Here is a 16,759-nt window from a genome sequence, read left to right as displayed (position 1 = left end):
GTCGTCGGGCGAGGCTCAGGAGGCGGTCCGCTTCTTCGCCGCGGTCTTCCTCGCCGGCTGCTTCTTGGCCGCCGTCTTCTTCGAGGCGGTCTTCTTCGCTGCCGGGGCGGCCTTCTTCCGGGCGCGGGACTTGCCGGGCGTCATCTCGTGCACGGTCGCGTCCTCGCCCCGTGTCTCCTTGGCCGCCTTCACCGAGGCGTTCAGCGCGGCCATCAGGTCCATGACCTTCCCCGGCTCCTCCTCCTCTTCCCCTGCCGCCGCCGGGAGCGCCTTGCCCTCGGACTTGGCCGCGAGCAGCTCCTCCAAGGCCTCCCGGTAACGGTCACGGAAGCCGGAGATGTCGTCCAGGGCCATGCTGTCGGTGAGCTGCACGGCGCGTTCGATCTCGTCCTCTTCGAGCTCCGTCTCCCGGGGAGCGAGGGACTCCGGGCTGCGGATCTCGTCCGGCCAGCGCATCGAGTGCAGCACGATCGCGTCCTCCCGCACCCGCAGCAGGCCGAGCCGCTCACGGTTGTGCCAGGCGAACTTCGCCACGGCGACCTTGTCGCTGCGCTCCAGCGCCTTCCGCAGCAGGGCGTACGGCTTCGCCGCGACCTGGCCGTCCACCGCGAGGTAGTAGCTGTCGCTGATCCGCACGGGGTCGATGCTGTCGGCCTCGACGAACGCGACGATCTCGATGGCCTTCGCCGTCGGCAGCGGCATCCGGTCGAGCTCCTCGTCGGTGACGGGCACGGTCCGGTCCTTGGCGATCTCGTACCCCTTGCCGATCTCGTCCTGCGAGAGGACCTTGCCGTCGATCTCGCACACCTTGCGGGTGCGGATCCGGCCCATGTCCTCCTGGTGGTACTGGTGGAAGGAGATCGAGTGGTTCTCGGTGGCGGAGACCACCTTGATCGGGATCGTGACCAGCCCGAAGCTGATCGCTCCTGTCCACAGGGGCCGCGGCATCCAGTACCTCCATACCCCCCTGGTGGCTTGGCCGGGAGGCGGACCGGAGCGCCTGGAAGGGAGAAACCGACCCGAGAGGGCCGAGGCGCGGCCGGGCCACCGCCCGTAATCACGATCCTCGCGCCCCCGCCCCCGAACCGCATGTGGATCACCGGGAGCCGGACGGTCAGCCGCGCGGCAGGTCCATCTCGCCGACCACCTGGTCCCCGCTCATCTCGCCGGTCATGTGGAAGCCGAGCCCCAGATAGAACTCCTCGGGGCCGTGCTCCCCCTGCCCCCAGGTCACCGTCACGCGCTTCTGTCCGCGCCGGAGGATCTCCTCGCAGACGGCGTCCACGGCGAAGCGTCCGTACCCTTTGCCCTGCTCGTCCGCGGCGACGGCCAGCCGCCAGAGTCCGGAACGCAGCCGGTTCCCGGGATCGGCGGGGCCCCCGAGCCCGAAACGTACGTCGAAGAAGGCCATCACGAAGGCGACCAGCCGGTCACCGTCGTAGACCAGCCGGGGCCAGGCCTTGTCCGGATCGGCGTACGCCTCGGCGAGCGACCGTGCGACCGGGGCGACGAACCGTTCCTGCTCGGGTGCGACGGTCAGTCGGCACGCGTCGAGGACGTTGTCCGGGGTCACCTTTTCCAGGCGGAGCTGCGCAGTCATACGCGCACCGTACGGGCGGACCCGGGCGCCGGGCCATCGAATTCCCCGCCCGGGCCGGCGCGCGGGTCACCAGGCGGCGGGGCCGTCCTCGTCGAAGAAGCCGCCGGTCGGGCCGTCGGCGCCGACGAGAGCCATACGGACGATGATGTCCGCGCCCTTCTCCACCGTCTTGGGGCCCGAGTGGCCGTTGAGATCGGTGGCGGTGTAACCGGGGTCGACGGCGTTGAACCTGATGCCCGGGAATGCCTTCGCGTACTGCGAAGTCACCATGACCAGCGCGGTCTTGGACGAGTTGTAGTCGAGCGCCGCCACGGTGAACTCGACACGGCTCGGGTCGTTCGTCGCCGCCAGCGAGCCGAGGCCGCTGGACACGTTCACGACGACCGGGTCCTTCCCGGCCTCCAGCAGCGGCAGGAAGGCCCTGGTCACGCGCACGGCACCGAAGACGTTGGTCTCGTACGTGCTCCGCATGTCCGCCCCGGTCACCTCGCCCACCGGCTTGCGTACGCCGACGATCCCGGCGTTGTTGACCAGGACGTCCAGCCGGCCCGCGTCCTTCGTCACGAAGGCGGCGGCGGCCTCGACGGAGTCCTCGTCCGTGATGTCGAGCTGCACGAAGCGCGCACCGAGCCGCGCCGCGGCCTCCTCCCCGCGCCGGGCGTCGCGCGCCCCGGCGTAGACGGTGTGCCCGGCCTCGATGAGGCGGCGGGCGGTCTCGTAGCCGAGACCCTTGTTCGCTCCGGTGATGAGGGTGATGGTCATGGTGGCGCTCCCGTGTTCGGCGGTCGGTGGGGTGATGCCTCCACCCTGCTCGCGCCGCCGGTGGACAGGGAGTGCCCGCCTCAGCGGGTGGACCGGCAGTACCAGGCTGTGCGGCGGGGCCGCGCGGATACTGGAGGGGTGAGCGCATCCAAGGACGCACCATCCGCACCCTTCAAGGCCCCGACCGAGGCCCCGTCCAAGACCCCGTCCGGGCACCCGTCCGGCGATCCGGGCTCCAGGGACCTGGGCAAGGCCCTGCACGGGTGGCGGGACCGGATCTCCCCGGCCACGGTCGGGCTGCCCGCCGGCGGGGTGCGGCGGGCGGCGGGGCTCCGGCGCGAGGAACTCGCCCAGCTCGCCGCCCTCTCCGTCGACTACATCACCCGACTCGAACAGGGCCGCGCCACGTCCCCGTCACCGCAGGTCCTCGCCTCCCTGGCCCGCGCACTGCGCCTCTCGGAGGCCGAACGCACCTACCTGTACCTGCTCGCGGGACAGCCCGAGCCCGGGCCCGGCCACATCTCGGACCACATCCCGCCGGGGCTCCGCCGGCTGCTCGACCAGTTGGACGGCGCCCCGCTGAGCGTCCACGACGCCGCCTGGAACCTCGTCGAATGGAACCCGTCCTGGGCGGCCCTCCTCGGCGACCCCTCCGCTCTGCGCGGCCGCGAACGCAACATGATCTGGCGGCACTTCACCGGCCTGCCTGGCAGGGTCCGCCAGACACCGGAGCAGAAGGCGGACTTCGAGGCGACGATGGTGGGCGACCTCAGGGCGGCCACCGCCCGCTACCCGGCCGACCAGGGGCTGCGCTCACTGGTCAAGGACCTGCGGGAGACCAGCACCGTCTTCGCGGGCCTGTGGGACTCGGGCATCGTGGGCATCCACCGGTCCGGCGCCAAGGCGATCGTCCACCCGGAGATCGGCACGCTCACCCTCGACTGCGACGTCCTGGTCGCCGCGGGCAGCGACCTGCGCGTCGTCGCGTACACCGCAGCCCCCGGAAGCGACGACGCCGCCCGGCTCGGCCTGCTCGCCGTCATCGGCACCCAGGCCATGACCTGAGCCTTGACCTCAACTCAACTAGAGGTTCTAGGTTCTCCGCATGGACACCTCGAACGTCACCTCCCCCACGGATGCCGCCGACGAGCAGCGGATTCGCGAGCTCGTCGCGCGGACCGAGAAGGCGCAGACCGACCCGGACGTGCTGCCGGTGCTGCACACCTCCGACCTCGTGCTCGTCAACTTCGGCGGACGGCGCCTCTTCGGGCGTGAGACCTTCGCTTCCGCCATGGCCGAAGCGCTCTCCTCCCCCCTCAAGGACATCCGGACCACGCTGGAGGTCGACGACATCCGGTTCGCCACGCCTGACGTCGCCATCGTGAGCCTGACCAAGACGGTCCACGACGAGCGGTCCGAGGCGGAGGGCCCCTCCGAGCTCCCCCTGACCGGCGCGATGACCTACGTCATGACCCGCGCGGACGGCGACTGGCGCATATCACTGGCGCAGACGACACCGATCCGCTGAGCACAGCCCACAGCCTCCGGTCACCACCTCGGCAGCCGCCTCCGGAACTCTCCGCAGGCGGCTGCTCTTTTCCAATCTGCTTCAAGCAGGCTATAAATGAGCAACTTCGAGCACCATTCGCCTGGGTTCACGCAGCCCGCATCCGCGAAGGACGCCCATGCCGCTCATATCCACCGGTGTCATCACGCACGGTGCCCGGACCGACGCGACCGGCGTCGGGGCCTTCAACGTCGTGCAGATCGAACACGCGCAGGCCATCGCGAGCGGGGCGGAAGCCGCCGGGCTGCCGGTGATCCTCCAGGTCAGCGAGAACACCGCCCGCTACCACGGCGGCCTCGAACCCATCGGGCTCGCCTCGCTCGCCGTCGCCCGGGCGGCGGGCGTGCCGGTCTCCGTGCATCTGGACCACGCCGAGTCGGCCGACCTGGTGCGCGAGGCCGTCCGGATCGGCTTCACCTCCGTCATGTTCGACGCGTCGGCACTCCCGTACGCCGACAACGTCGCCGCGACCCGCGAGATCACCGCCTACTGCCACAGCCACGGCGTCTGGGTGGAGGCGGAGCTCGGCGAGATCGGCGGCAAGGACGGGGCGCACGCCCCCGGCGTACGCACCGACCCGGACGAGGCCCGGGCGTTCGTGGAGGCCACGGCCGTCGACGCGCTCGCCGTTGCCGTCGGCAGTTCGCACGCGATGCTGACCCGGGACGCCGTCCTCGACTTCGCGCTCATCTCCCGGCTGCGCGACACGGTGGGGGTCCCGCTCGTCCTGCACGGCTCCTCGGGGGTCGGCGACACGGGTCTCGCGGCGGCGATCGGCGCCGGCATGACGAAGGTCAACATCTCCACGCACCTGAACAAGCTGTTCACCCGGGCCGTCCGCGACTATCTGGACACCCACGCCGAGGCCGCGGACCCCCGCGCCTATCTGGGCCCGGCCCGCGACGCGGTCGCGGCGGAGGTGGCACGCCTGCTGGGCGTCCTGGCGCGACCCGGACGATAGGCTTGTGAGCTGCGAACGAGGAGGATCCGGTGGCGGCACACACACGGTGGACCCGGCTGCTGGAGATCCTCAGCGACCAGGGCCATCTCGACGTACTCGACGCCGCCGAACAGCTCGGCTGTTCCGCCGCCACCGTCCGCCGCGACCTGGACGAGCTCGCCCGGCAGAATCTGCTGACCCGCACCCGGGGCGGCGCGGTGGTGAGCGCCGTCGCCTACGACCTGCCGCTGCGCTACAAGGCGGCCCGCAGGGCGGACGAGAAGCAGCGCATCGCGAAGGCCGCGGCCGAGCTGATCCCGACGGGCTCCACCGTCGGCCTCAACGGCGGTACGACGACCTCCGAGGTCGCCAGGGAGCTGGCGCTGCGGCCCGAGCCGTCGGGCGGGGGCGTGGCGCTGACCGTGGTGACCAACGCGATCAACATCGCCAACGAGCTGGCGGTCCGCCCCCAGGTGAAGATCGTCGTCACCGGCGGGGTGGCCAGGCCGAATTCGTACGAGCTCGTCGGCCCCCTGGTCGACTCGGTCCTGCGCGGCCTCGCGCTCGACTACACGATCCTCGGCGTGGACGCCGTGCACGCCCGGTTCGGCGCGGCCACGCACGACGAGTCCGAGGCCGGTGCCAACCGTGCGCTCGCCGAGTGCGCGGGCACGGTGATCGTGGTCGCCGACTCCTCCAAGCTCGGGCGCCGGGCCTTCGCCCAGGTGTGCGAGACCGGCGCGGTGTCGGTGCTGGTCACGGACCGGGACGCGCCCGAGGACGTCGTCGAGGAGTTCACCGCCCTGGGGATCGACGTCCTGCGGGTGTGACCCCCGCAGGTCAGCGGTAGTCCTCCGGGTGGTCCTGCATCCACGTGTTGATGCGGTCCCGGGTGCCGATCAGCTCCGTACGGTGCTTCTCCAGGTTCGGGGTGGAGACGTCGCCGTCCAGCGTCGTGCGCAGCGTGGCGATCCAGGCGATGGGCTCCTCGAAGTGGCCAGGCCCCTTCTTGTCCGCCTTCATCGCCTTGTCCAGGCCGTTCAGCTCGTCGTTGACCCGGCCCAGGAAGTAGGCGCAGTCGCCGGCTCCGGGCGTGCAGGTGTCGTCCAGTGTCGCCTGGAGCCCGGCGAAGGCGTCGCGGACCAGCTCGGGTGCGTTCGGGTCCTCCTGGATGATCAGCGTGGGTGTCGGTGACGGCGTGGGCATCAGGGATGGCGCCTTGTCGGCCGCGGCTTCGGCCGCGGACGGGGCCACGGACGGGACGTCACCGCCCGGCCCGTCGGTGGTGGTCGCCGCGCTGCAGCCCACCAGCAGCGCTCCCAGAATCACGGCCGGTATCGCGGCGCGCAGGCCGGTACGGATCAACATGAGGCCCCCCTCGTCGTGTTGGACCGGACCTTATCGCCATTCCGGGCGGGTCAGCCCTCCACCAGGCCCTGCAGCGCCGGGGCGTACAGGTCCGCGAGGTGCTCGGGGGTCGCGTGGGAGCCGGCGCCCTGGCGGTGCAGGCTCAAGGTGGCGCCCAGGCCGATGAGGTGCCCGGCGATCAGCTCGGCGCGCAGGGCGCGCTCGCGGCCGGGGAGTCGGGCCGTCAGGCGCCCGGTGACCTGTTCGTGGAAGCGGTCGCGCAGCAGGGAGCGTTCGTCGTGGTTGCCGAGGGAGAAGACGACCCGCAGCAGGGGGTCGCCCTTCTGCTCCCTGCGGCGGCGTACGAGCGTCAGCACCATGTGCCGGCCCAGCCCGTCGAGCGGAGCGTCGAAGAGCTCCTCGGCGGCCGGGCCGAAGTCGGCGACCGTGTTGAAGAGCTGCTCCTTGCGGCCGAAGTGCTTCACCACGAGGGCCGCGCTCACCCCCGCGTCGGCCGCGATACCCCGGATCGTCACCTCCGCGTACGGGCGCTGCGTGAACGCCCGGCGGGCGGCGAGCAGGATCGCGTCCCTGCCGGTGGCGGCCTCCCCCGGAGCCGTGGCGGCCGTCTCGGGCTCCGTCCCTGCGGTGACTCGGGCGGTCATGCGCCCTCCTGGATCGGCAGCGCCCGCACACGGCCGCTGCTCCTGCGTTTCCTCCCGACCGTACCCGCACCCGCGCGGCCGGCCGGGAGGCACAGGGTCACCGCGAGGGCCAGCAGCGCCGCGCCCGCCGCGATGAGGAAGACCAGCTGGTAGGCCCCGAGCGTCGGAGCCGGGCGCCCGGCCGCCAGGAACGTCATGTTGGCGAGCACCGCGGCCACCGTGGCGCTGCAGAACGCCTGGCCGACGGAGCGCATCAAGGTGTTCAGGCCGTTGGCGGCTCCCGTCTCGCTGACCGGGACGCCTCGCATGACCAGTGCCGGGAGCGCGGAGTACGCGATCGCGGTGCCGGCCGCGACGACCGTGGCGCCGGTGATGATCAGCCAGAGGCTGTGGCTGGTGAAGTACCGCACCACATAGCCGACGGCGATGATCCCGGCGGCCAGCGCCAGGCTGGTCTTCGGGCCGTGCTTGGCGGAGATCCGCGCCGACACCGGCGACAGCGCCACCATCGTCACACCACCGGGCAGCATGCAGAGCCCGCTGACGACGAGCGAGGCGCCGAGCCCGTAGCCGGTGGCCTTCGGCTCCTGCACCATCTGGGCGGTGACCAGGGAGTTGGCGTAGAACGCGAAGCCGATGAGCAGGGCGGCGATGTTGGTGAGCAGCACGGCGGGGCGCGCGGAGACCCTCAGGTCCACCATCGGGGTGCGCACCCGGAGTTCGTACGCCCCCCAGACCAGCGCGATCACGACGGCGGAGGCGAGCAGGCCGAGGGTGCGCCCCGACGTCCAGCCCCAGCCGCCGCCCTGGGTGACGGCCAGCAGCAGGCAGACCAGGGCGGCGGTCAGCCCGAGCGCTCCGAGCGCGTCGAACCGGCCGCGGGAGCGGATCGGGGACTCCGGCACGAAGCGGAGCACCAGGAGGATGTCGAGGAGGCCGATGGCGCCCGAGACCCAGAACATGGTGTGCCACTCGAAGTTCTCGATGACCACCGCCGCGACGGGCAGCCCCACGGCGGCGCCGATGCCCATCGTCGAACTCATCAGAGCCACGGCCGACAGGACCCGCTCCGGCGGCAGTTCGTCACGCAGGATGCTGATGCCCAGCGGTACGACGGCGATGGCCGCCCCCTGCAGGGCGCGCCCCGTGATCAGTACGCCGATGTGGGAGCTGACCGCGCACAGCACGGAGCCCACGACGAGGACGCCCAGCGAGGCGACGAGCACGCGGCGCTTGCCGTACATGTCGCCGACCCGGCCGAGCACGGGGGTGAAGACCGCGCCGGTGAGCAGGGTGACGGTGACCAGCCAGCTCGCGGCCGCCGGGGTGGCGCCCGTGAGCTCCGGTATGTGCGGGAGCAGCGGGACGACGATCGTCTGCATGATCGCGACCACGACGCCGCAGAAGGCCAGGACGCCGACGGCGAGGCGGGGGTGGTCCGGGGCGGCGGCGGGCGCGGGTGCGGTCATCGGGTCTCCGTACGCAGAGGGGTGTACAAGCGTTCACCCCCCAGGGTAAACGCCTGTACACCCCCCGGTCGCCCCGACGGCCCGACCCGGCCCGGAGCGCCCCCGCGCACCCATTTGCATATACATACAATCGAGTGCATACTCTTCCTATGTCTAAGGTTCTCACCTCCCTGCCCACCGGCGAGCGCGTCGGCATCGCTTTCTCGGGCGGCCTCGACACCTCGGTCGCGGTCGCGTGGATGCGCGACAAGGGTGCCGTCCCGTGCACCTACACCGCCGACATCGGCCAGTACGACGAGCCCGACATCGCGTCGGTGCCCGGCCGCGCGAAGGCCTACGGCGCCGAGATCGCGCGCCTGGTCGACTGCCGGGCGGCACTGGTCGAGGAGGGCCTGGCAGCGCTGGCGTGCGGTGCGTTCCACATCCGCTCGGGCGGGCGTGCCTACTTCAACACGACGCCGCTCGGCCGCGCCGTCACCGGCACCCTGCTGGTCCGGGCGATGCTCGAGGACAACGTACAGATCTGGGGCGACGGCTCCACGTTCAAGGGCAACGACATCGAGCGGTTCTACCGCTACGGTCTCCTCGCCAACCCCCACCTGCGCATCTACAAGCCGTGGCTCGACGCCGACTTCGTCACCGAGCTCGGCGGCCGCAAGGAGATGTCGGAGTGGCTGGTCGCCCACGGGCTGCCCTACCGCGACAGCACGGAGAAGGCGTACTCCACCGACGCCAACATCTGGGGTGCCACCCACGAGGCGAAGACGCTGGAGCACCTCGACACCGGCGTGGAGACCGTCGACCCGATCATGGGCGTCCGGTTCTGGGACCCCTCGGTCGAGATCGCCACCGAGGACGTCACCATCGGCTTCGACCAAGGCCGCCCGGTGACGATCAACGGCAAGACGTTCGCCACCCCGGTCGACCTGGTGATGGAGGCCAACGCGGTCGGCGGCCGTCACGGCCTGGGCATGTCGGACCAGATCGAGAACCGCATCATCGAGGCGAAGAGCCGCGGCATCTACGAGGCGCCCGGCCTGGCCCTCCTGCACGCGGCGTACGAGCGCCTCGTCAACGCGATCCACAACGAGGACACCCTCGCCCACTACCACAACGAGGGCCGGCGCCTCGGGCGGCTGATGTACGAGGGCCGCTGGCTGGACCCGCAGGCTCTGATGGTCCGCGAGTCGCTGCAGCGCTGGGTCGGCTCGGCCGTCACCGGCGAGGTGACGCTGCGGCTGCGGCGCGGTGAGGACTACTCGATCCTCAACACCACCGGCCCCGCCTTCAGCTACCACCCGGACAAGCTGTCGATGGAGCGGACCGAGGACTCGGCGTTCGGCCCCGTGGACCGCATCGGCCAGCTCACCATGCGCAACCTCGACATCGCGGACTCGCGCGCCAGGCTCGAACAGTTCGCCGGCCTCGGCCTCGTCGGCACCACCCAGCCCTCGCTGATCGGCGCCGCGCAGGCGGCGGCGACCGGGCTGATCGGCGCCATGTCCGAGGGCGGCGCGCAGGCCATCGCCTCGCGCGGCGAGGTCTCCCGCGACGACGAGCTGCTGGACCGCGCCGCGATGGAGTCCGGCACCGACTGACGCCCTGGCCCGTCGGCCGACCGGCCGACGGGCCGGCCGGCCCGGGACCTTATCCTCGGATTCGCGGCGGTCACGCCGACGGAGACGCAGGAAAGCGAAGGTGGCGGCAATGGCGAAGGTCCCGGCAGCGGCAGTGGCGGCGGGCGGACTCGTCGGCGGGTACGGAATCGCCCGCTGGACCAGGAAGCGCCCGCTGGGCGGCGTCGCGCTGGCCGCCGCCGGCTCGGTGGCGGCGTACGAGTGGAACCGGCAGGCCGGGGCCCGCGCGGCCACCGCACTGACCGTCGCCTACGTCGCCGCCTTCGCCGGCTCGCACCCCCTGGCCAAGAAGCTCGGCGCCTGGCCCGCGGTGTTCACCATGGCGGGCGGCGTCGCCGCCGCGTCATGGGCGGTCACCCGGCGCGGCGCGGAATAGACGGCGCACCACCGGGGAGCGCCGGCGCCCTCTCCGAGAAAGTCCGGCCCGGGGGATTGAACACGGGCGCCGCGGGGTGCGTACTGAAGAGCAACTCCCCGCGTGACCCGGGGGCGTGCCCGTACGACAGGACGGGCACGTCTCCGGTCAGCCCCCCAGCGCGTGTGACACCGAATAGATCGCCAGGCCGGCCAGCGCGCCCACCACGGTGCCGTTGATCCGGATGAACTGCAGGTCACGGCCGATGTGCGCCTCGATCTTCTTCGACGTCTGGTCCGCGTCCCAGCCGGCCACCGTGTCGCTGATCAGCGAGGTGATCTCCGTGCGGTACGTCGTGACGACATACGCCGCCGCGTCCTCCAGCCAGCCCTCCAGCTTCGCCTGCAGCCGCTCGTCCGTGGAGAGCCTGGCGCCCAGGGAGATCAGCGACGCCCGGGCCCGCATCCGCAGCTCGCTCCGCTCGTCCTCGGCCGCCGCGATGATCATCGTACGGACGGAGGACCAGGCGGAGGCGATGACGTCCTGGACCTCACCACGCCCCAGGATCTCCGACTTCAGCCGCTCCACCCGGGCCCGGGTGTCGGTGTCGGTCTGGAGGTCGGCCGCGAAGTCCGTCAGGAACGTGTCGATCGAACCGCGTGCCGGATGGCCCGGCATGTCACGCATCTCCGTGACGAAGCGCAGCAGCTCCTTGTAGACCCGCTCCCCCACCCGCTTGTCGACGAACCGGGGCGTCCAGCCGGGCGCCCCGCCCTGGACCGCGTCCATGACGGAGTCGCCGTGCATGACCAGCCAGTCGTGCGCCCGTACGCAGACGAGGTCGACGACCCTGCGGTGACCGCCGTCCTGGACGATCTTCTCCAGCATCTTCCCCATCCCCGGCCCGACTTCCACCGCGTCCGCCCGCCGGGTGATCGCCTCCCCGACGACCGCCTGCACATCGGAGTCCCGGAGCACGGTCAGCGCACCGCGCAGCGCGGTGGCCAGCTCGGCGGTGACCCGGTCGGCGTGTTCCGGCTCCGCCAGCCACGCTCCGAGCCTCTTTCCGACCCCCAGAGCGTGAATTCGGTCACGAACGACGTCCCCGGAGAGAAAATTCTCGCCCACGAAGGAACCGAGTGATGCCCCCAACTGGTCCTTCTTGGTGGGAATGATGGCGGTGTGGGGGATGGGCAGGCCGAGCGGACGCCGGAACAGCGCCGTGACGGCGAACCAGTCCGCCAGCGCACCGACCATTCCCGCCTCGGCGGCCGCTGCGACGTAGCCCGGCCAGCCGCCCACACCCGCGTTCTTCGCCCAGGTGGCGAGGACGTACACGATCGCGACGAGCAGGAGGAGACCCGTGGCGGTGGTCTTCATACGGCGCACACCGCGCCGCTTCTCCTCATCGGCGGCGGTGTACGCGAACCCGCCCAGCCCGGTCCCGCGGCCCTCCGCCCCGGATGCCGATCCCTGTCCCGCGTCCTGTTCCATCCGCTCCACCCGTCCGCGTACACGCCATCCAGTGCCGTACGCATTGTCCCTACCTCACCTACTCCTGGGCCGCACGTCGAGTTCCCCAGGACCTGTCGCATCATGAAAGCGACCCGAACACCGGGCCGGACACCGCAAGGAGAACCACCACAGATGCCCAGGCGCCAGGGGTATGCCCTGCTCATCGCCCTCGTAGCAGGCACCGTCGCGCTCGCCGCCGCCGTCGCTTTCGGTACGTCGCTCATCGCCGGGAAGAGGCAGGACCCGCTGAGCGGGTCCCAGGCCCATGCGGCGGCCCGCAATCCCGCCGCACCGGCCAACGCCCTCGGCACCTGGGTCGCCACGTGGACCGCGGCCCCCGTCAGTGCGGAGCCGAATTCCGCGCAGGGCTACCCCGGCAGCACCATCCGCAACATCGTGCACACCAGCGTCGGCGGGAACGCCGCCCGCATCACTCTGTCCAACCTCTTCGGCGCCACGCCCCTCGTCATCGACCAGGCCACCGTCAACACCCGCCAGGTGACCTTCCAGGGCCGGCCCACCGTCACCGTCGCCGCCGGCCTCCAGGTCGTCAGCGACCCGGTCGTGGTGCCCGTCGCCCCGGACGCCGACCTGGAGGTCACCCTCCGCACCTCGTCCGCCGGAGGGCCCGTCACCCAGCACCCGAACGCGCACCAGACGTCCTACCTGGCCGACGGCCAGGGCACCTGGAGCACCACCCGGTGGCGCTACCTGACGGCCGTCGACGTCCGCAACGAGGCGTCGCCCGGCGCGATCGTCGTCCTCGGCGACTCCCTCACCGCGGGCAGCGGCTCCACGACCGACGCCGACACCCGCTGGCCGGACGTCCTCTCCGACCGGCTGCGGCACGCCTACGGCATCGCCAACCAGGGGATAGCCGGCAACCGGCTCCTGCGCGACAGCCCGCTCACGGTGGACGGCGTCAAGAACGTGGGCGGCCGCAGCGGTGCCCACCGCTTCGAGCGCGACGTCCTGTCCGTCGCCGGAGCGAAGACCGTGATCATCGCCCTCGGCATCAACGACGTGCAGCAGTACCCCCAGGAGCCCGACCCCCGGCGCATCACGGCCGGCCTCCGCGCCCTCACCGAGCGCGCACACGCCCAGGGACTGCGGGTCGTCGGGGCGACGCTGACGCCCTTCCAGGGCTACTCCACCTGGTCACCCGAGAGCAACAGCGTGCGCCTGGCCGTCAACAAGGAGATCCGCTCCGGCCGGATCTTCGACGCGTTCGTCGACTTCGACCGCGCCGTACGCGACCCCTACGCGCCCAACCGGATCCTGCCCGAGTACGACTCCGGAGACCGGCTGCACTTCAACGACGCCGGCTACCACGCCCTGGGCCACGCGATCGACCTCGGCGCCGTGGACGGGACACCGAAGGCCGACGCCTTCTGAGGCTCAGCCGAGCTCCTTGCGCCCGTCCCCCGTGTCCGGCTTCTGCAGGCGCAGCCGCTCCTGCTCCTGGAGCCGCCGCTTCTCCGCCCTGCTCCGCTTGCGCTCCACGCCGACCCCGCCCATCAGCGCGAACCCGGTGATCTTCACCCGTGGGGCGTCCGGAGCGGGTTCCGGCTCCTCGTCGAGCTTGGAGTGCTCGCCGAAACCGCCCATGATCCCGAGGCCGTTCACCTGGACGTCGATGTCCGGCGGGACCGTCACCTGCATGCCGCCCATGATCGTGTAGCAGCGGATCACGACATCGCGCTCCGCGAAGTGGGCCTCGCGCAGATCGATCTCGCCGCCGCCCCACATCGCGAACGCGGTGAACTTCGGGCCCACCGTCCAGCGGCCCTTGCGGTTGAAGCCGCCCCAGAAGGCGAAGGCCCCCGACGAGGTGGCGGCGCCACCGATCCGCGCGGGCCAGTTCGCGGACGACCCCTTCCGCCCGGCCACCGCCCCCGTCACCGGCCGGGCGGAATCGCCCGGCACCGGCAGGTCGCGTACGAGCGGCACCAACTCCCCGTGCGTACGCGCCTTGAACGTCGCGTCGAGCCGCTGCTCGAACTCGTCCATCTCCAGCCGGCCCTCGGCCACGGCCTCCCGCAGGGTCTCGGCGACCCGCTCACGTTCCGCGTCGGAGGCACGCATGTCCGGGCTGTCACTTGTCATACCGGCACCCTATAGAGCAATCGCGGGACCAGCCTAGACAGCAGAATCCGACACGTACATCTTCGCGATCACGGACTCGATGTCCGGCTCCCGCACCGAGAGGTCCACCAGCGGATAGTCCGCCGCGATACGCGCCACCAGCGGGGCGGCCGACGCCGCGGCCGGGAACGCCAGCCACTGCCGGGGCCCCTCCACCTTCACCACCCGCGCCGAAGACTCCGCCCCCAGCTCGATCGGCGGCAGCTCCCTCTCCAGGTCCACGACGAGCGTGCGCTCGCTCTCCCCCACCTCGTGCAGCCCGGCGAGCGCACCGTCGTACACCAGACGGCCGTGGTCGATCACCATCACCCGCTTGCACAGCTGCTCGATGTCGGTCAGATCGTGCGTGGTCAGCAGCACCGTCGTGGACCGCTCCGCGTTCAAGTCCCGCAGGAACCCCCGCACCTTCGCCTTGGAGACCACATCGAGCCCGATCGTGGGCTCGTCCAGATACAGCACCTCGGGATCGTGCAGCAGCGCCGCCGCGATGTCGCCCCGCATCCGCTGTCCCAGCGACAGCTGACGCACCGGGACCTCCAACAGCGCCCCCAGATCCAGGAGTTCGACACAACGGTCCAGATTCTCCCGGTAACGGCTGTCCGGGATCCGGTACATCCGGTGCATCAGCCGGTACGAGTCACGCAGCGGAAGGTCCCACCACAGCGTCGTACGCTGCCCGAACACCACACCCATCCGGTGCGCCAGCCTCGTCCGCTCCCGGCTCGGGTCGATCCCCGCGACCCGCAGCCGGCCGCCGCTCGGCGTGAGAATGCCCGTCAGCATCTTGATCGTCGTCGACTTGCCCGCACCGTTCGGGCCGATGTAGCCGACCATCTCCCCGCGCGGCACCCGGAAGCTGATCCCGTCCACCGCCCGCACCTCACGCCGTTCACGGCGCATGAAGCCCGTCTTACGGCGCACGTCGAAGACCTTCTCGACGCCGTCCAGCTCGATGAAGTCCATGTCGTCCACGCCCACTCCTCAGCTTCCCGTGCTGCGGTACGACCGCAGCCCCACACGCCATGCCAGCCCCGCGAGCACCCAGCACCCCGCCGCCACCACCGGCGGCAGGAACGCCACCCACTGCGGCAGGTCCAGCGGGTAGTCCCGCCCCAGCACGTACAGGGCCGGCAGCCAGCTCACGAACGCCAGCGGCACCACGAACGTCACCCCGCGCACCAGGTCCTTCGCGAAGACCGTCGGCGGGTACTGCAGCATCGTCGTGCCCCCGTACGTGAAGGCGTTCTGCACCTCGGAGGCGTCCTGGGCGTAGAACTGGAACGCCGCCCCCACCACGAACACCGCCCCGAAGATCGCCGCGCCGCTCAGCACCATCAGCGGCAGCATCACCACCTTCAGCGGCGACCAGTCGATGTCCAGGGTCAACAGCGCGTAACCCAGCACCAGCAGGCCCTGCGTGATCCGCCCCAGCCTGCGCAGCGCGAACCGGTCCGCCGCCACCTGCGCCAGCACCGGGACGGGCCGCACCAGCAGCGTGTCCAGCGTCCCGTCCCGCACCCGGCGCCCCAGCCGGTCCATCGACCCCAGCACCAGATCGGACAGCCCGAACGCGGTCGCCGACGTCCCGTACAGCAACGCGACCTCCGGCAGGGTGAAACCGCCCAGCACGTCGACGTGCGCGAACATCAGCATGATCGTGACGAAGTCGAACGCCGTCGACACGAAGTTCCCGACGGTCGTCATCACGAACGACGCGCGGTACGCCATCGTCGAGCGCAGCCACATCGCCACGATCAGCCCGTACGCCCGCACCCCCTCGGCCAGCCGGGACCGCTCGGCGGACACGACCTCCGGCTCCACGGCCGCGACACGCCCGATCCGGACCTCAGCCACCCTGGACCACCACCCTTCTGGTCGCCACCGACTGCAGGAGCCTCCCCGCCAGCAGCAGCACCACCGCCCAGCCGGCCTGGAAGGCGTACGCCCGCACGACATCCCAGCCCGCGTACCTGCCGAGGAACACATCGGCCGGGACCTGGAGCAGCGACGACCACGGCAGGGCGCGGGCCAGCTCCCCGAGCCAGCCGGGGAACAGCGTCAGCGGCAGCATCATCCCCGAGAAGAACAGCCCGGCCAGCCAGGCGATCTGCATCGCGCCCGCCCCGTCCATCAGCCAGAACGCCGACAGCGCGACCAGGAAGCGCACCCCGAAGCTCACCACGACACCCAGCGCCACCGACACGAAAAAGGCCAGCCAGGTCCACGGAGAGCGCGGCATCGCGAGATCGAAGGCCATCGCCCCCAGCGCCATCGGCACGATCCCGCGCCCCAGCAGATGGAACGCGGCCCGGCCCAGGTCCCCCGCCAGCCACCACAGCTGCAGATCGGCGGGCCGGTACAGATCGACCGCGATGTCACCCGTGCGGATCCGCTCCATGAGCTCGTCCTCGAAGCCGCCGCCCATCATCGCGCAGGTCATCAGCAGTGCCTGACCCAGCCACACGTAGGTCAGCGCCTGCGACATGTCGTAGCCGCCGAGCTGCGGCCTCTCGTCCCACAGAGCGATGTAGGTGTACGCCATGATGAAACCGAAGACGGTGTTGGTGAACACCCCCGCGAGCGTCGCCACCCGGTAGGTGGCATACCGCCGGAACCCACCGGCCGCCACCACGGCATAGAGCCGCACCTCGCCCCCCTCAATCCGCCAAAGCGCACGACCTTAGTCCACGGCGTCCGGCCGCCGCGACCCCATTTCCGTGGAGGGATCCGAGGGTTATCCGTCCGAAAAGTGCACTA

At 71.2% G+C, this 16,759-nt stretch carries 18 protein-coding genes; 7 read left to right on the top strand and 11 right to left on the bottom strand.

The features are described from left to right. Positions 1–15 precede the first annotated feature (15 nt). From ACIQM3_RS12695 to ACIQM3_RS12685, 3 genes are all read right to left on the bottom strand, one after another. The gene (locus ACIQM3_RS12695; RefSeq protein WP_401622857.1) at positions 16–948 is read right to left on the bottom strand and encodes a Ku protein; all 933 of its coding nucleotides are present in this window, start codon (positions 946–948) and stop codon (positions 16–18) included. Between the two features lie 166 nt (positions 949–1,114). Next, on the bottom strand, positions 1,115–1,600 hold the full coding sequence (locus ACIQM3_RS12690; RefSeq protein ID WP_401622854.1) for a GNAT family N-acetyltransferase: 486 nt from the start codon (positions 1,598–1,600) through the stop codon (positions 1,115–1,117). Between the two features lie 66 nt (positions 1,601–1,666). Further along, a complete protein-coding gene (locus tag ACIQM3_RS12685) occupies positions 1,667–2,362 on the bottom strand; it encodes an SDR family oxidoreductase (protein ID WP_401622851.1) in 696 nt (231 codons plus the stop codon). 243 nt (positions 2,363–2,605) lie between these two features. Between ACIQM3_RS12685 and ACIQM3_RS12680 the strand changes: the two genes are divergently transcribed. The 4 genes from ACIQM3_RS12680 to ACIQM3_RS12665 all read left to right on the top strand — a co-directional run bounded on the left by ACIQM3_RS12680 (position 2,606) and on the right by ACIQM3_RS12665 (position 5,699). After that, positions 2,606–3,427 (top strand): helix-turn-helix transcriptional regulator, encoded by an 822-nt coding sequence (locus ACIQM3_RS12680; protein ID WP_401624329.1) that lies wholly within the window; start codon positions 2,606–2,608, stop codon positions 3,425–3,427. 40 nt (positions 3,428–3,467) lie between these two features. Then, the gene (locus tag ACIQM3_RS12675; protein ID WP_401622848.1) at positions 3,468–3,890 is read left to right on the top strand and encodes an SgcJ/EcaC family oxidoreductase; all 423 of its coding nucleotides are present in this window, start codon (positions 3,468–3,470) and stop codon (positions 3,888–3,890) included. A gap of 157 nt (positions 3,891–4,047) precedes the next feature. Further along, a complete protein-coding gene (locus ACIQM3_RS12670; RefSeq protein ID WP_401622845.1) occupies positions 4,048–4,890 on the top strand; it encodes a ketose-bisphosphate aldolase in 843 nt (280 codons plus the stop codon). A gap of 29 nt (positions 4,891–4,919) precedes the next feature. After that, the gene (locus ACIQM3_RS12665; RefSeq protein WP_401622842.1) at positions 4,920–5,699 is read left to right on the top strand and encodes a DeoR/GlpR family DNA-binding transcription regulator; all 780 of its coding nucleotides are present in this window, start codon (positions 4,920–4,922) and stop codon (positions 5,697–5,699) included. A 10-nt stretch (positions 5,700–5,709) separates the two neighbouring features. On the opposite strand, the gene ACIQM3_RS12660 is transcribed toward ACIQM3_RS12665, so the two are convergent. Genes ACIQM3_RS12660 through ACIQM3_RS12650 form a run of 3 tightly spaced genes read right to left on the bottom strand, consistent with a single transcriptional unit; the run spans position 5,710 to position 8,350 of the window. Further along, complete coding sequence (locus ACIQM3_RS12660; RefSeq protein ID WP_401622839.1) at positions 5,710–6,237, bottom strand: hypothetical protein; 528 nt, start codon at positions 6,235–6,237, stop codon at positions 5,710–5,712. A gap of 50 nt (positions 6,238–6,287) precedes the next feature. Continuing rightward, a complete protein-coding gene (locus ACIQM3_RS12655; RefSeq protein WP_401622836.1) occupies positions 6,288–6,881 on the bottom strand; it encodes a TetR family transcriptional regulator in 594 nt (197 codons plus the stop codon). Continuing rightward, positions 6,878–8,350 (bottom strand): MFS transporter, encoded by a 1,473-nt coding sequence (locus tag ACIQM3_RS12650; protein WP_401622833.1) that lies wholly within the window; start codon positions 8,348–8,350, stop codon positions 6,878–6,880. The genes ACIQM3_RS12655 and ACIQM3_RS12650 overlap by 4 nt, the downstream gene beginning before the upstream one ends. A 149-nt stretch (positions 8,351–8,499) precedes the next feature. Between ACIQM3_RS12650 and argG the strand changes: the two genes are divergently transcribed. Further along, on the top strand, positions 8,500–9,948 hold the full coding sequence (gene argG, locus ACIQM3_RS12645) for an argininosuccinate synthase (protein ID WP_362926923.1): 1,449 nt from the start codon (positions 8,500–8,502) through the stop codon (positions 9,946–9,948). A 109-nt stretch (positions 9,949–10,057) separates the two neighbouring features. Next, the gene (locus ACIQM3_RS12640; RefSeq protein ID WP_401622830.1) at positions 10,058–10,363 is read left to right on the top strand and encodes a hypothetical protein; all 306 of its coding nucleotides are present in this window, start codon (positions 10,058–10,060) and stop codon (positions 10,361–10,363) included. Positions 10,364–10,510: 147 nt separating this feature from the next. Here the strand turns inward: ACIQM3_RS12640 and ACIQM3_RS12635 are convergent, their stop codons facing one another. Next, positions 10,511–11,836 carry a DUF445 domain-containing protein gene (locus tag ACIQM3_RS12635; protein WP_401622827.1) on the bottom strand — a complete coding sequence of 442 codons (1,326 nt, stop codon included), beginning with the start codon at positions 11,834–11,836 and terminating at the stop codon, positions 10,511–10,513. Between the two features lie 153 nt (positions 11,837–11,989). Here ACIQM3_RS12635 and ACIQM3_RS12630 point away from each other — a divergent pair, with 153 nt between their 5' ends. Beyond that, a complete protein-coding gene (locus ACIQM3_RS12630; protein ID WP_401622824.1) occupies positions 11,990–13,252 on the top strand; it encodes an SGNH/GDSL hydrolase family protein in 1,263 nt (420 codons plus the stop codon). A 3-nt stretch (positions 13,253–13,255) separates the two neighbouring features. Here ACIQM3_RS12630 and ACIQM3_RS12625 read toward each other — a convergent pair whose 3' ends face one another. From ACIQM3_RS12625 to ACIQM3_RS12610, 4 genes are read right to left on the bottom strand one after another with little or no spacing between them, the layout of a single operon-like run. Beyond that, on the bottom strand, positions 13,256–13,942 hold the full coding sequence (locus ACIQM3_RS12625; RefSeq protein ID WP_401624327.1) for a DUF1707 domain-containing protein: 687 nt from the start codon (positions 13,940–13,942) through the stop codon (positions 13,256–13,258). 54 nt (positions 13,943–13,996) lie between these two features. After that, the gene (locus ACIQM3_RS12620; RefSeq protein ID WP_401624325.1) at positions 13,997–14,965 is read right to left on the bottom strand and encodes an ATP-binding cassette domain-containing protein; all 969 of its coding nucleotides are present in this window, start codon (positions 14,963–14,965) and stop codon (positions 13,997–13,999) included. A gap of 18 nt (positions 14,966–14,983) precedes the next feature. After that, a complete protein-coding gene (locus tag ACIQM3_RS12615; protein WP_401622821.1) occupies positions 14,984–15,856 on the bottom strand; it encodes an ABC transporter permease in 873 nt (290 codons plus the stop codon). Beyond that, positions 15,849–16,649 (bottom strand): ABC transporter permease, encoded by an 801-nt coding sequence (locus tag ACIQM3_RS12610; protein WP_401622819.1) that lies wholly within the window; start codon positions 16,647–16,649, stop codon positions 15,849–15,851. The genes ACIQM3_RS12615 and ACIQM3_RS12610 overlap by 8 nt, the downstream gene beginning before the upstream one ends. Positions 16,650–16,759: the final 110 nt, after the last annotated feature.

The sequence above is a fragment of the Streptomyces sp. NPDC091271 genome (assembly GCF_044757505.1).
Taxonomy (GTDB): domain Bacteria; phylum Actinomycetota; class Actinomycetes; order Streptomycetales; family Streptomycetaceae; genus Streptomyces.
Note: the sequence above shows the minus strand (reverse complement) of the source record. Positions and strands in the feature narration are given on the sequence as shown.

Bases quoted from the DNA above. Each gene is read 5' to 3' on its own strand.
- ACIQM3_RS12695 (WP_401622857.1), bottom strand. From the start codon at position 948: ATGCCGCGGCCCCTGTGGACAGGAGCGATCAGCTTCGGGCTGGTCACG.
- ACIQM3_RS12690 (WP_401622854.1), bottom strand. From the start codon at position 1,600: ATGACTGCGCAGCTCCGCCTGGAAAAGGTGACCCCGGACAACGTCCTC.
- ACIQM3_RS12685 (WP_401622851.1), bottom strand. From the start codon at position 2,362: ATGACCATCACCCTCATCACCGGAGCGAACAAGGGTCTCGGCTACGAG.
- ACIQM3_RS12675 (WP_401622848.1), top strand. From the start codon at position 3,468: ATGGACACCTCGAACGTCACCTCCCCCACGGATGCCGCCGACGAGCAG.
- ACIQM3_RS12670 (WP_401622845.1), top strand. From the start codon at position 4,048: ATGCCGCTCATATCCACCGGTGTCATCACGCACGGTGCCCGGACCGAC.
- ACIQM3_RS12660 (WP_401622839.1), bottom strand. From the start codon at position 6,237: ATGTTGATCCGTACCGGCCTGCGCGCCGCGATACCGGCCGTGATTCTG.
- ACIQM3_RS12655 (WP_401622836.1), bottom strand. From the start codon at position 6,881: ATGACCGCCCGAGTCACCGCAGGGACGGAGCCCGAGACGGCCGCCACG.
- ACIQM3_RS12650 (WP_401622833.1), bottom strand. From the start codon at position 8,350: ATGACCGCACCCGCGCCCGCCGCCGCCCCGGACCACCCCCGCCTCGCC.
- argG (WP_362926923.1), top strand. From the start codon at position 8,500: ATGTCTAAGGTTCTCACCTCCCTGCCCACCGGCGAGCGCGTCGGCATC.
- ACIQM3_RS12640 (WP_401622830.1), top strand. From the start codon at position 10,058: ATGGCGAAGGTCCCGGCAGCGGCAGTGGCGGCGGGCGGACTCGTCGGC.
- ACIQM3_RS12635 (WP_401622827.1), bottom strand. From the start codon at position 11,836: ATGGAACAGGACGCGGGACAGGGATCGGCATCCGGGGCGGAGGGCCGC.
- ACIQM3_RS12630 (WP_401622824.1), top strand. From the start codon at position 11,990: ATGCCCAGGCGCCAGGGGTATGCCCTGCTCATCGCCCTCGTAGCAGGC.
- ACIQM3_RS12625 (WP_401624327.1), bottom strand. From the start codon at position 13,942: ATGCGTGCCTCCGACGCGGAACGTGAGCGGGTCGCCGAGACCCTGCGG.
- ACIQM3_RS12620 (WP_401624325.1), bottom strand. From the start codon at position 14,965: ATGGACTTCATCGAGCTGGACGGCGTCGAGAAGGTCTTCGACGTGCGC.